The organism is Petralouisia muris (genome assembly GCF_004793545.1).
GTDB lineage: Bacteria > Bacillota > Clostridia > Lachnospirales > Lachnospiraceae > Petralouisia > Petralouisia muris.
The window spans coordinates 22306-35508 of the sequence record NZ_SRYA01000049.1 but is presented as its reverse complement, the minus strand read 5'-3'; the positions used below and the strand labels follow the sequence as shown (position 1 = coordinate 35508).

At 45.9% G+C, this 13203-nt stretch carries 11 protein-coding genes; 1 reads left to right on the top strand and 10 read right to left on the bottom strand.

Annotated elements, in window-relative coordinates:
- Positions 1-267: 267 nt before the first annotated feature.
- The 9 genes from hemZ to E5329_RS19740 all read right to left on the bottom strand — a co-directional run bounded on the left by hemZ (position 268) and on the right by E5329_RS19740 (position 10924).
- Positions 268-1791 (bottom strand): coproporphyrinogen dehydrogenase HemZ, encoded by a 1524-nt coding sequence (gene hemZ / locus E5329_RS19780; protein WP_135991088.1) that lies wholly within the window; start codon positions 1789-1791, stop codon positions 268-270.
- A gap of 87 nt (positions 1792-1878) precedes the next feature.
- Positions 1879-2499: an MBL fold metallo-hydrolase gene (locus tag E5329_RS19775; RefSeq protein WP_135991087.1), complete on the bottom strand. Its 621-nt coding sequence runs from the start codon at positions 2497-2499 to the stop codon at positions 1879-1881.
- Positions 2489-3223, bottom strand: a complete 735-nt coding sequence (locus E5329_RS19770) for a FadR/GntR family transcriptional regulator (RefSeq protein ID WP_135991086.1) — start codon at positions 3221-3223, stop codon at positions 2489-2491. The genes E5329_RS19775 and E5329_RS19770 overlap by 11 nt, the downstream gene beginning before the upstream one ends.
- 255 nt (positions 3224-3478) lie before the next feature.
- The gene (larA, locus tag E5329_RS19765; RefSeq protein ID WP_135991085.1) at positions 3479-4762 is read right to left on the bottom strand and encodes a nickel-dependent lactate racemase; all 1284 of its coding nucleotides are present in this window, start codon (positions 4760-4762) and stop codon (positions 3479-3481) included.
- A gap of 81 nt (positions 4763-4843) precedes the next feature.
- A complete protein-coding gene (locus E5329_RS19760; RefSeq protein WP_135991084.1) occupies positions 4844-5986 on the bottom strand; it encodes an acyl-CoA dehydrogenase in 1143 nt (380 codons plus the stop codon).
- Positions 5987-6004: 18 nt separating this feature from the next.
- Positions 6005-7012, bottom strand: a complete 1008-nt coding sequence (locus E5329_RS19755; protein WP_135991083.1) for an electron transfer flavoprotein subunit alpha/FixB family protein — start codon at positions 7010-7012, stop codon at positions 6005-6007.
- A 13-nt stretch (positions 7013-7025) separates the two neighbouring features.
- A complete protein-coding gene (locus E5329_RS19750; protein ID WP_135991082.1) occupies positions 7026-7829 on the bottom strand; it encodes an electron transfer flavoprotein subunit beta/FixA family protein in 804 nt (267 codons plus the stop codon).
- Positions 7830-7851: 22 nt separating this feature from the next.
- Entirely contained in the window at positions 7852-9264 is a 1413-nt protein-coding gene (locus E5329_RS19745) for an FAD-binding oxidoreductase (protein ID WP_135991081.1), read from the bottom strand.
- A 112-nt stretch (positions 9265-9376) separates the two neighbouring features.
- Positions 9377-10924, bottom strand: coding sequence for an L-lactate permease (locus E5329_RS19740; RefSeq protein ID WP_135991080.1), 1548 nt, complete (start codon positions 10922-10924; stop codon positions 9377-9379).
- A 374-nt stretch (positions 10925-11298) separates the two neighbouring features.
- Here E5329_RS19740 and E5329_RS19735 point away from each other — a divergent pair, with 374 nt between their 5' ends.
- Positions 11299-12945 (top strand): methyl-accepting chemotaxis protein, encoded by a 1647-nt coding sequence (locus tag E5329_RS19735; protein ID WP_135991079.1) that lies wholly within the window; start codon positions 11299-11301, stop codon positions 12943-12945.
- A 74-nt stretch (positions 12946-13019) separates the two neighbouring features.
- Here E5329_RS19735 and E5329_RS19730 read toward each other — a convergent pair whose 3' ends face one another.
- The gene (locus E5329_RS19730) at positions 13020-13202 is read right to left on the bottom strand and encodes a nucleotidyltransferase domain-containing protein (protein WP_135991078.1); all 183 of its coding nucleotides are present in this window, start codon (positions 13200-13202) and stop codon (positions 13020-13022) included.
- Position 13203 lies beyond the last annotated feature (1 nt).

The window sequence follows — 13203 nt, the reverse complement described above, 5'->3', positions numbered from 1 at the left end:
GTTCGGTAAACTCTTGTTCTTTTTCTCTCCTCAAAAATCGCAATTTCCTATAAAGCCAAAAAAGGACATTTCACTGTTATTTGAAATGTCCTTTGGGTGGTGTTACTGACACCACTAAATTATTTGTTGCACATCGAGTGAAAAATGTAATATGAAGTATTATTACATATTATTCAACAGAAATTTGTTGCACTGACGTTGCACTTTGGGATTTTTTTACTACCCAATCATGCCAACTACTCAATGATTTTCCTTTTAGAAATCCAATCAGCAATCACATAAAAGATTCTTTTTGCGCTCAATCATTTCCCCGATTCTCTCGATATATTGGGAAACATCTTTCACATTCTCGCTTCGCTCAATACGTCCGTCCGGGTACACCCGCTTTGATATGCTCCCGGCTCCGCAGGCGACTATGGTCTGCTTTTCCTCCATCATCAAAATATTATAAAGTCCAGCCTTCCCAGGCCTGGCATATCCCACATTTTCAAAATTCCCCGCCATATTTTTCTGTCGGTAAAGATAATAGGGCTCCATCTCCATCTTTTTCGCGTACCTGGCTGTTAAATCAATGATTTCCCAACTGTTTGTCATCTGCATGCCCTGATAATCCTCTGGAAACATCTTAAGCCTTGCCGCCCGCTTCAACGCAAGAGAGTGAACGGTCAAATTATCCGGCAACATTTCCTGAATCTGCTCCATGGTAGTTCTGACATCCTCAACGGTTTCTCCTGGCAGCCCCACAATTAGATCCATATTGATATTATCAAAGCCCAATTCTCTCGCCAGCCAAAAGCTTTCCACCGTTTGTTCTGGCGTATGCTTACGGCCAATCAGATCCAGCGTCTTCTGATTCATGGTCTGGGGATTAATGGATATTCTTGAAATTCCATGATCGCGCAGCACTTTCAGCTTCTCTCTGGTAATACTGTCCGGCCTTCCCGCTTCCACGGTATATTCCAAGATATCCGAAAGATGAAATGCACTTTTAATTTTTGTCAGCAAGCGATCCATCTGCCGGGGAGATAAGGTGGTAGGGGTGCCGCCGCCGATATAAACCGTGTTTAGCCTGTTCCCGCTGCAGGCGGAGGCTGCAAAATCAATTTCCTGCTCCAACGCATCCAGATAAGCGTCCGCCTGTTCTTTCCAGATTCCAATTGGAAAAGAAGAAAAGGAACAATAAGAACAAATACTGGGGCAAAAAGGAATGCCTACATAAAGACTGCAGCCTCCCTGACAGTCAATCCGGCTTAGAAGCTCCAGTTCCCGTTTTGCAATTTCTATGCTCAGGCTTATTTTCTGTTCCGACGCAAAATAAGCGTCTGCCATATAGTTTTTGATTTCCGCCTCTTCTTTTCCCTGCTCCAGCATGGACATGGGAATCTTCGTGGGGCGGATGCCTGTCAGAGTTCCCCAGGGAAGAATCTGTCCAGAGTATTCAGACAGCATCCGATACAGCGTCTGCTTCAGTCGGTTCTTCGTTTCTTTCCGATCTGAAAAATCCGTTCCTGTCACTTGCTTCATTTCCGGGAAAAATCCATCTCCCACCGAAGAATTCCGGGCAGAATCTGCCTCCGCTTTTGCCGGAAGGCACACAAGCAGATCAATGCTTCCAGGCTCCTGCTTCTGGTAACGCACTTCCAGCCGAAACAACGGCGCACATTCCTGCTCCAGCTTGAGAATTTTTTCCCGATCTGCAAAGACTTTTACTTCTTCTCTCGGATAAAAAGCCTTCACCAAAGAATGAATATCATATTCAAAATTCGCTTCATTTAACAAAACCGTTATCATCTCTTGTTTTCCCCGCCCTATCTTCTGGATCAATATTCGCTATAAGAACGTTTTATTCCTAAAGCCCCTTTTATCTAAAAATATTTTCTATAAAAAAGGATTACTGGCGCGTTCCCTGCCAATGGTGGTGATATCCATATGCCCCGGATACACGCTCACATCATCCGGCAGCGCCAGAAGCTTTTCCCTGATAGACCGCACAATTCCCGACATGCTTCCTCCTGGGAAATCCGTCCTTCCCACCGACTGGCAAAACAAAGTGTCTCCACTGAACAGAACCTTTTCTTTCTCCAGATAATAGCAGCATCCCCCTTCGGTATGTCCAGGCGTATGCAATACCTTCAGCTCCATTCCTGCCAGATTTAAGACTTCCCCGTCTTTTGCAAATACATCCGCATGGTAAGCTTCACTTTTTCCAATCATGGTGGACACATTTTTGTGAGGATTCTCCAAAGTTTCTTTCTCTGCTTCATGGGCGTAAATTTTAATTCCAAACATCTCCGCCAGCTTTCCTGCCGCCATAGCGTGATCGAAATGTCCGTGGGTCAAAAGCACTGCCTTAGGCTTTAATCCCTGCTGCCGGATCTTCTCTGCCAGCATCTGCGCTGAATCGCCTGGATCTACGATTACCATTTCCTTTGTCTCCCCATTGACGGCAAAATAGCAATTTGTCGCCACCTGCCCCACACAATACTGTTCAATCTTCATTTTCTGACTGCTCCTTCCTGTTCTTCATTAACTTGTCCAGCTGATCTCCCACCACGCGGAAATGCTTATCAAACGCCCGGATTGCCATTTCCAAATCCTTGTTTATCAGGGCGTGATAGATTGCCCAGTGGGAGCGCCTCAGCATTTCCGCACGCATCTTATTCATCAGAATTTTGGTACGGAAATTCTCTATAAACTGATCCATTAAATTGTCCAGCATGGAATTATACAAAATCAACATGCGGTTATGGGACGCGCTTACCAGCTTGTGGTGAAATTCCACATCCAGCTTTGCACTTTCCTTAGAACTCATGGGCTGATCCATTTTAAGCAGGATCTCCTTCATCTCTTCTAATTCTTCCTGCTCCGCCACCTCAATCGCCAGCCGGATTGCGGCATATTCATAACCAATCCGAATGTGAAAAATTTCAACATAATCAATCTGCATCAGCTTCATCACCATATTGACTGATTTCATCATATATTCCATAGGATCGCATCTGACGTAATTGCCGCTTCCCTGCTGGCACTCAATCAATCCCGTAATTTCCAGCATATGCATAACTTCCCGGACAGAATTCCGGCTGACTCCCATCTCCTCCGCAAGCTCCCGTTCGGTAGGGATTTTGTCATTCAGCCTTAATTCCCCGGATAATATCTTTTCTGAACAATAGTCAAATACATATTCATATGTTTTCTTTCCATCTAACCTGGAGTGATCCATTCTAAATCCTCTTTTCTGCACGCTCACGTCACAACGTTTATTTTAGTATAAGACCGGATAATTTGCAAGGAAAAGAAAAAGCAGGCAAACCGGATCACCGATCAGCCTGCTTTTCCTGAAAATATTGTTGTATGTATATGTACAGACAATTCACCTTTCGGCAAACTATCGCCCATGCTAATTCTGCCAGAATTGCATCATGACTTTTTGCGGCAAACAATTACGCATCTGTAATGATATGCCGCGGCCGTATTCTTATATGCCTTTTACCATGACAGATACCCCGTCTGGGATTACTGCGATATGAGCGTCTTTTCCTTTTTCCTTCAGTGCCCGGGCCAATGCCTCATTCACATCGGAGGCTGTTTCAAACCCCATCTCCTCTGCCATGGCACGGTATTGTTCACACATCACGTAAATTACCTTATGATGAATTAAAATCCGGCTTTGAATCTGATATTCCCACTGATCCGGTTTCGTCTCATCTTGGGGAACTTTTAAAATTTCCTCCATCAGCGATGTCGGACTTTCACAGTTTTTTAATGCCTGATAAAAACCTTCGCCCCCATGTCCATCCCCGCAGTTGGATACCATAATAATCACGCCGTTTTCTTTGGACACCGCTTCCGCTGCCGTCATGCCTTTTACAGATTGATACATGTTCTGATCCAAAGGATAACCGCCGTTGGTGGAAATCGCAATATCCGCAGATTTCTTCGGAATTACCTGGCAATACTGCTGGAGGAACCGGCAGCCGGCTGCATGAGCTTCCAGTGCGTCGCCGGCTACCGCATGCACTATGTTTTTGTCAGCGTCAATAATCACGTTGACAATGTACTTTTGGTTTGCCATTTTACTTGCGGCAACCATGTCTCTATGGATAGGGTTATTCTCCAATATGCCGGTACGGCTGTATGGAGAATCTATAAATGCGGAACAGTGGTTTCCCAAAACTGTAACCGCACTGGATACGCCGGGCAGGACGCTTTTGCGTCCTCCGGAAAATCCTGCGAAAAAGTGTGTCTCAATAAATCCTTCGCTCACCAGAAGATCTGCCTGGACCGCTATTTTATTAATCAGCAGCGGCGCGCCAGAGGGAAGGACTCCCAGATTAACCATATCATCCATGTTCTGGCTGTCATGGATCACAATCTTTTCCTGATCCACAATTTCTTCCCCGAATTTGCCAACCAACTCTTCCCTGGTGGTAGCCCGGTGGAATCCTGTTGCAATCAATAAGGTTATGTCTGCCTGGGGATTTCCTTCCCGGATTTCCTTCAGCATAAAAGGAATGATATGTTTGCTTGGCACCGGCCTGGTGTGGTCAGAACAGATGATGACTACTTTCTGTTTTCCCCTGGAAAGTTCTGAAAGTCTGGGAGAACCGATGGGATGTTCCATGGCTTCAAGCACCATCTCATCTTCTGTTTTCCCTGTTTTCGGCATAGATTCAATGGAAGATTCCAGAATCTCATAATCTAAATTATCATCCAGATGCAGCATCATGCCCTCTCTGGAAAATGGAAGTTTTATATCCATAAAATTCACCTCTTCTCTTACGAAAGCCTTCTGTTTCGCAAGCCTTACAGAAGGCTTCGTAAGACTGTTCTATGGGAAATGCTATTTTACGCCCATCCAGCCTGCAATTACCATCATCTGCACTTCGGATGTTCCTTCATAAATTTCTGTAATCTTGGCGTCACGCATCATACGCTCAATGGGATAATCCTTGGTATAGCCATATCCGCCATAGAGCTGCAGGCAGCGGCGGGTTACGTCAGAGGCATTTCTGGAAGCTACTAATTTTGCCATTGCCGCTTTATGGGAGAATGGCTCATGATCATCCTTGGCACAGGCAGCCTGATACACCAGCAGTTTGGCAGCTTCTGTATTTGCCTGCATCTGAGCCAGCTCGAACTGGGTATTCTGGAACTGAGAAATACGGCGGCCAAACTGGGTTCTTTCCTGGACATATTTAACTGTTTCTTCAATAGCGCCTTCTGCAATGCCCAGAGCCTGAGCCGCAATGCCCACACGGCCCCCGTCCAGGGTCATCATGGCATATTTAAATCCTTTGCCCAATTCCCCAACCAGATTTTCCTTGGGAACGATGCAGTCCTCAAAAACCAATTCACAGGTGGATGACGCCCGGATACCCATTTTATCTTCCAGCTTGCCGATGGAGAATCCCGGGAAGCCTTTTTCTACGATAAATGCGGAAATTCCTTTGGTGCCCTGGGATTTATCTGTCATAGCCAGCACAAAAAACACATCTGCCACCCCTGCATTGGTAATGAAAATCTTGGAGCCGTTCAATACCCAATGATCTCCTTTGTCTACCGCAACAGTTTTCTGGCCGGAAGCGTCTGTTCCAGCGTTGGCCTCAGTTAATGCAAATGCGCCGATCCATTCCCCGGAGCATAATTTAGGCAGATATTTCTGCTTCTGCTCTTCGGTGCCGAACTGGTAAATGGGGGTGCAGCAAAGGGAAGTGTGTGCAGACACGATAACCCCTGTGGTTCCGCAGTATTTACTCAATTCCTCTACGGTCTGGATATAGGCCAGAGTATCCATGCCGGCTCCGCCGTACTCTTCCGGGAACGGAATTCCCAGCAAGCCCATTTCCGCCATTTTCTTTACATTTTCCATGGGGAATTCTTCTGTCTTGTCAATTTCTGCTGCCAACGGCTTTACTTCATTTACCGCAAAATCATGTACCATGTCCAGAATGTCCTGATGTAATTCATCTCTTTTAAAATCCATAACCTATTCCTCCATCTTCTACGCTTTCCGTGCTTTAAACGCTGCCGTCAACGCCGGTACCACTTCATTTAAATTTCCTACAATTCCGTAATCCGCCACGTCAAAAATCGGCGCATCCTCGTCCTTATTTACTGCAATTACCGTATCTGATCCGGAAATGCCCGCCAGATGCTGAATTGCTCCGGAAATGCCGATGGCAAAGTAAAGCTTGGGCGCCACTGTTTTGCCGGACTGCCCTACCTGATGTGCATGAGGCATCCAGCCTGCGTCTACCACAGCCCTGCTGCAGCCAACCGTTGCTCCCAGCTCTGCAGCCAAATCTTCCAAAAGCTTAAAGTTTTCTGCGCTTCCAACGCCCCTGCCGCCGGATACGATCACTTCTGCTTCTTCCAGATTTACCGCCTCTGCAACTTCATTGACGCGCTCTGCCAAAGTGGTGCGGATTTCTTCGGGAGCCACATGGATCTCTTCTTTTACAATTTCTCCACTGCGGCCTTCTTCATAAGCGCCTTTTTTGAATACTCCAGGCCTTACGGTTCCCATCTGGGGACGGTGCTCGGGACACATAATAGTTGCCATTAAATTGCCGCCGAAGGTGGGACGAGTCCATGCAATATTTCCAGTTTCTTCATCAATGTCAATGCCGGTGCAGTCTGCCGTCAGTCCTGTTTTCAGGCGGCAGGACACCCTGGGTCCCATGTCCCGGCCATTGTTGGTAGCTCCAATCATCAATGTTTCCGGTTTATATTTTTCCACCAAAGTTACCATTGCTTTGGTAAATGCGTCTGTGGTGTAATATTCATATTCCGGCCCGTCTACGATAATGGCAGAATCTGCGCCATAACAGATGGCGTCCTTTGCCGCGCCTTCAATATCCTTGCCAATTACCACTGCTACCAGAGGACATCCTTTCTGGTCTGCCAGCGGCCTTGCCACATGTAAAAGTTCATATCCGACATTTTTTGCCTTTCCGCATTCTGTCTCTATAAACACCCATATATTTTTATAATCATTCAGATTGCCCATGCTAAGCCCCTCCTTATAAAAGTTTTGCTTCTTCCAGCAATTTCACTACTTCGTTTGCTGCGTCTTTCGGTTCCATGCCTGCCAGCTTTACGCCGGTTTTTTCCCTGACGGGCGTATAGGTTTTTTTCACCCTTGTGGGAGATCCTTTTAATCCGCACAGTTCCAATTTGATGGACGGAATATCCTCTTCGGTCAATACAGGAACTTCTTTTTTCTTGGCAGCCATTTTGCTCTTAATGGTGGGATAACGGGGCTCATAAGGCAGTTTCACAACGGTTACCACTGCGGGAAGCTTGGTGGAAATCATATCATAGCCAGAATCATGCTCCCGTTTTACCTGAATTTCTCCATCTTTTTCCACAATATCCAGCGCATAGGTAATCTGAGGCAAATCAAGATGCTCTGCAATTTCCGGCCCTACCTGGGCAGTATCTCCATCTGTGGCCTGCTTTCCACAAAGAATTAAGTCAAATTTCAATCCTTCTTTTTCCTCTATGGCTTTGATAGCCTCGGAAAGGATATAGCTGGTGGCAAGAGTATCGGAACCGCCAAAGCTCCTGCTGGAAATCAGATATCCTCCGTCTGCGCCTACTGCAAGACAGGATTTAATAGCTTCCTTGGCCTGCTCAGGCCCCATGGAAATCACAATCAGCTTGCCGCCCATCTGCTCTTTCAGTCTTACTCCCACTTCCTGGGCATAGGTATCAAAAGGATTCACAATGCTGGGAACGCCTTTGCGGATTAGGGTGTGAGTTTCAGGATCTACCTTGATTTCATTGGTATCAGGTACCTGTTTCATGCAAACACAAATATTCATAATGCTTCCTCCTCATATAATTTTATAAACGATAACAAACTTTTCCCGGATTTAAAATCATCTTGGGATCAAATACCCGTTTGATGCCTTCCATGACAGCCATATTGGTTTCTCCAACGGAATCCACCAGATATTTCACTTTGCCAGAACCAATGCCGTGCTCACCGGAAACAAGCCCGCCGCAGTCTGTGGCTTCTTTATAAATGATGTCAAAGAATTTATCTACCCGTTTCTTGAACTCTTCCTCCTCCAAATCATTGGAACACTGGTAAATATGGAGGTTTCCGTCTCCGGCATGGCCGAAGGATTTAATGGTAAGTCCGCAATCTTCTCCCGTCTTGTTGACAAATTCCAGATAATCTGCAATCTTATTCACCGGAACTACTACATCGCATTCATCCAGCAGCTTTGTCTCTTCCATAATCGCTTCCAGGAAAGAAGAACGGGCAGCCCATGCGTCTTTCATCTTGGCAGGAGTGTCTGCCACCAATACGTCAATGGCTCCTTCTTCCAATACCAGCTCTGCCGCCTGCTCCACCAATGCGTCTACTTCATCCTCTGAATTTCCGTCCAGGGTTACCAGAAGATATGCGCCGATTTGAGTGCCCTCTAATTCCTGGGGAAATACAGATTTGCCAATGTAACGCTCCGACGCCAGCACAATCTCACGTTCCATAAACTCAATGGCCTGGGGGTCCATATGGGCCATTTTAAACTTGGGAACCGTGGCAAGTGCGGAATGCAGGTCTTCAAAAGGAATAATCAAAGAAGCCGCTGCCTTGGGCGCAGGTATAATCTTTAAAGTCAGCTCTGTAATAATCCCAAGGGTGCCCTCGGAGCCAATCATCAGGTTCAGCAGGGAATATCCGGAAGATGTCTTGGATACGGTGGCTCCTAAGCGGGTAATTTCCCCGGTAGGCAGCACAACAGTCATTGCCCTTACATAGTCGCGGGTCGCTCCGTATTTTACCGCGCGCATGCCTCCTGCATTGGTTGCCACATTTCCACCTACACAGGCAAATTTCTCACCTGGGTCCGGCGGATACAGCATCCCTTTGCCCTGGCAGTCTTCTGCCAAATCATTTAACAATACGCCGGCTTCGATTTCCACTACAAAATTTTCCATGTCATAGGATTTAATCTTATTCATTTTGGAGATGTCAATGAGCACGCCGCCATACAACGGCACTGCCCCTCCCACCAGGCCGGTGCCGGCCCCTCTTGGGGTAACGGGAATATTGTTCTCATAGCAGATTTTCATAATCCCCGCAACTTCTTCAGTAGAACGGGGCTGAACTGCCACATCCGGCATATGAGTTCCGTAAATGGGCATTTCATCCTTGGCATAGTCTGGGTTAATGTCTTCTCCCTGGAACACATAACTTGTGACTGTTTTCAGCTGCTCCACGATTTCTGGCGTCAATTGGTTGTACATAATGTTACCTCCTTGAAAATTTATTTTCCTGCTGTATTCAGGAACCGGATTATATTATTTTCTACTCTATAAAACAAATCTGCCTGTCAGGCATTCCTGTGATTTCCCTGGCCTAAAACCCCAACAGGGCTCCCACATAGCAAATAATTCCTGACAAAAACACAAATAACAGAAAATATTTGAACACTTTACTTAAAATCTTACTTTCTGAGCCTACCTGGTTGATTGCCCCTGCTCCAATGGCAATTCCCTGGGGACAAATCATCTTGCCGATTCCGGCGCCCATTACATTTGCCGCCGCCATCCAGGTTGGATTTAAGTCAAGGGCTGCCGCCGTCTCACTCTGAAGACCGCCGAACAGCACGCAGGTAGAAGTTCCCGAGCCTGTGACAAACGCCCCAAGCGCCCCAATCATCGGAGCAAACAAGGGATAGAAGGAACCGGTAACAGCCACTAAGAATTTAGCAATATCGGAAATCATTCCGCTGTAGCTCATAATTTTTGCAGTTGCCATCACAGAACAGATGGTAAGTATGGTTTTCCAGTATTTTTTCAATGTTTCTAAGAATACCTGGCCCATGTTCTGGAAAGTCGCCCCCTGAATCCATCCTCCGATTATTGCCGCAAGGAATATCATAACTCCCGGAGTATTGATCCAACTGAAGCTAAGAGCGTTGCCTCCTTCCCCGGCATATACGGTAACGGCGCTCTTAATGCCTGCAATGACGTTATGTATAGGCGGACATAAGGCAGATGTAGCCATCAGGAACAGGAAAATCAGAAGAAAAGAACTCCAGGCTTTCAAGCCTTCTGCCGCTCCTATGGATGTTTGCCCCTCTGTTTCCCCGGAAAGCTCAATGGCATATTCTGGATCTGGTTCCTTATTAAAAATCTTTGCCGCTGCAATCATACATCCCAGGGAACAGATAGAACCGATAATATCCGGCAGCTCCGGTCCAATAAAATGCGCCGTAAAAAACCAGGGAATGGTAAAGGAAGCCGCCGCCACTAGAGTAGTGCCTATCATGCCCTTTAACGCCTTAACTCCTTTCCCGCAGATGCAGACCATCAAAAAAGGAGAAAGAAACGTCAGAATACATTGGATATTCACAATACTCCCCGCCAACGGAACCAGCTCCGTTCCAGTCACAGATGCAAGAGTTACGGTAGGTACGCCTACAGATCCGAAAGCAGTAGGCGTGGAATTTACCACCAGGCAGCCTAACACTGCACTCATGGGGTCAAGACCGATTGCCGCCAGCATGGAGGCCGGAATTGCCACGGCCGTTCCGAATCCTGCCATGCCTTCCATGAAATTCCCGAATCCCCATCCGATAATCAAAGCCAGCACACGTTTGTCTCTGGAAACTCCCGCCAGCATTTTCTTCACGGATTCCATAGCGCCAGTCTTTAAGGTCAGATTATAGGTAAACAATGCCGCTACAATCACAAGGCAGATGGGCCACAAAGCATTTAAAACTCCCTCAAGGGCTGCCGTCGCAATGCACATTGCATTTAATCCCCAATACCCTGCTGCCAATGCCGCTGTAAGGACAAATGCAATGACACAAGCTTTGTGCCCAGCCATCTTCAGGCCGCTGAGCGCTGCGATCAGCCAGAGAATCGGCAGCATCGCAAGCAGAAATTCTAATAGTAACAATTTTCTTCCCACCTTTCTTGATTGGATTATCCAATTTATTATTTTTATTGGTTATTCTTCTAAAATCACCCGTATTTCACACAATTAATCTGTATTTTTATATTATTGGGTCGCCCAATTTCTAATTACATTATAGCACGCATTTTTGATACTTCAAGTGTTTTTTATATTTCTGTTACTTTTTAACATTTTTCTTTTCTTTTTTTGTATATATTCACGAAAATTGGGTCACTCTTTTTTCTGTTTTTATATAACACATGAGATTAACGGATTTTTTTGCAGGTTACTCTTGCATTTTGCCGCATATCTATTTAAAATAAAAATGGCTCCTTGCCATACCGAAAGTAATACTTTATAAATTGGAGTGAAGAAAGATGAATCAAAACAGCAAAAGAACAAGCCATCTGGGACGCAAGGTAAACGGTCTGGTAATCTTCCTGCTGATCATCAGCATTATCACCGTGGTGGGTCTTTGTATTTCTATGTTTTACAACCTGATTATGGACATGATGGAGGCCCGGTGCATCAACGGCACAGATATGCTGGCCTATGAACTGGAACACAATGATTCCCAGGACAAAACCTTACTTTTGGATGAATTGAAAGAGCGAATGGATTGTGAATTTACTATTTTTGAAGGAGATGTGCGCACCTACACAACGGTTGAGCAGAATGGAGAACGCCTGGTAGGCACGAAATTATCAGAAGATCTTGCTGATATTATCCTAACTCAGGGAAAATCCTACATAGGACAGGCCGAAATCATGGGTACAGACCACCTGTGCTCCTATGTTCCGATTACTGATACAGAGGGGAATGTTACCGGTTTAATCTTTTCCGGAATTTCTGTGGCAAATGTCAGGAAGCAAATTAATCGCACAGTTTTTATGGCCTGTGCCGCCGGAGGGATACTGCTTCTTTTCAGTGGCGTTGTAATGTCATTGTTTATCAGCCATTCCGTCTCTAAGCCCCTTTCCAGGCTCACTGCCCTGGCGCAAACCATGGAAGAAGGAAACCTGGGCCTTAGACAAACAGGAACCGTAACCAGCAATATCCATTCCCATGATGAGATCGGGCTTCTGGCGCATATTTTTGAAAATACGATTCTCCGGCTGCGAAACTATATCGGAGAAATTTCCACCATACTGGAATCTATCTCTGACGGCAACCTGACTGCCGGAACCACTCAGGATTATGTGGGAGACTTTACTTCCATTAAATCTTCTTTGGATGACATTCTGGGTAAATTAAACCACACCATGTCCCAGATTGCAGAAAGCACCGAACATGTTTCCAATGGCTCCAGACAGATGTCTATCGGTGCGCAGGCGTTAAGCCAGGGAGCGGTGGAACAGTCCAGCGCCGTGGAAGAACTGGAGGGAACCATTAAAACTATTGCACAGCAGGTAAAGCAGACTGCAGAAAACGCAGAGGATACCAGCCGGAGGGTAGAGGCTGTCAATGAACAGCTGATGGAAAGCAATGAGAAAATGCAGGAAATGATACTTGCAATGAATGAAATTAACGAAAGTTCCAATGAAATCAGCAATATCATCAAAACCATTGAAAATATCTCACAGCAGACGAATATCCTTGCCCTGAATTCCTCTGTGGAAGCAGCCCGCGCCGGAGAAGCCGGAAAAGGATTTGCCGTAGTCGCCAAAGAAGTGCGGGAGCTGGCCGGCAAAAGCGAGGAAGCCTCTCAGTCCACAAACAGCCTGATTGAACGTTCTATCCATGCAGTGCAATACGGTACAAAAATTGCCAATGAAACCGCTGCCCAAATAGCTTCTGTCACAGAGGGAACCAATGAAGCAGCCATGACGATTAACCAGATTGCCGACGCTGCCCGTTTACAGGCTCAGGCAGTCACCCAGATACAGGACCGTATCATACAGATTTCCAATGTGGTACAGACAAATTCTGCCACTGCACAGGAAAGCGCAGCCACCAGCCAGCAGCTCAGCTCACAGGCCGGACTGCTGCAAAGCCTGATTGAGATGTTCCATCTGAATCCCTGAAACTGATTTTCAAGATGCCAAAAAAAGGACTTTGGGAAAATAAGTAACTTTCCCAAAGTCCCTTTTCTAAATATTTATCGTAAAGCAAGCTCCAATTTCAATGCCATCTGAACATTATCGTAAATTCTGTCAGCCACCGCATCATTTTCATTCTCTGATAAGGCAGATAATATCATTATATCAACATCGGATTCTTCACAGTAGTCGCCACGCGCATAAGAACCATATAAGATAATTTTCCGCAAATCATTCCCCAAT

Bases quoted from the DNA above. Each gene is read 5' to 3' on its own strand.
- E5329_RS19750 (WP_135991082.1), bottom strand. From the start codon at position 7,829: ATGAATATTTGTGTTTGCATGAAACAGGTACCTGATACCAATGAAATC.
- E5329_RS19770 (WP_135991086.1), bottom strand. From the start codon at position 3,223: ATGGATCACTCCAGGTTAGATGGAAAGAAAACATATGAATATGTATTT.
- E5329_RS19735 (WP_135991079.1), top strand. From the start codon at position 11,299: ATGAATCAAAACAGCAAAAGAACAAGCCATCTGGGACGCAAGGTAAAC.
- E5329_RS19755 (WP_135991083.1), bottom strand. From the start codon at position 7,012: ATGGGCAATCTGAATGATTATAAAAATATATGGGTGTTTATAGAGACA.
- E5329_RS19745 (WP_135991081.1), bottom strand. From the start codon at position 9,264: ATGTACAACCAATTGACGCCAGAAATCGTGGAGCAGCTGAAAACAGTC.
- E5329_RS19775 (WP_135991087.1), bottom strand. From the start codon at position 2,499: ATGAAGATTGAACAGTATTGTGTGGGGCAGGTGGCGACAAATTGCTAT.
- hemZ (WP_135991088.1), bottom strand. From the start codon at position 1,791: ATGATAACGGTTTTGTTAAATGAAGCGAATTTTGAATATGATATTCAT.
- larA (WP_135991085.1), bottom strand. From the start codon at position 4,762: ATGGATATAAAACTTCCATTTTCCAGAGAGGGCATGATGCTGCATCTG.
- E5329_RS19760 (WP_135991084.1), bottom strand. From the start codon at position 5,986: ATGGATTTTAAAAGAGATGAATTACATCAGGACATTCTGGACATGGTA.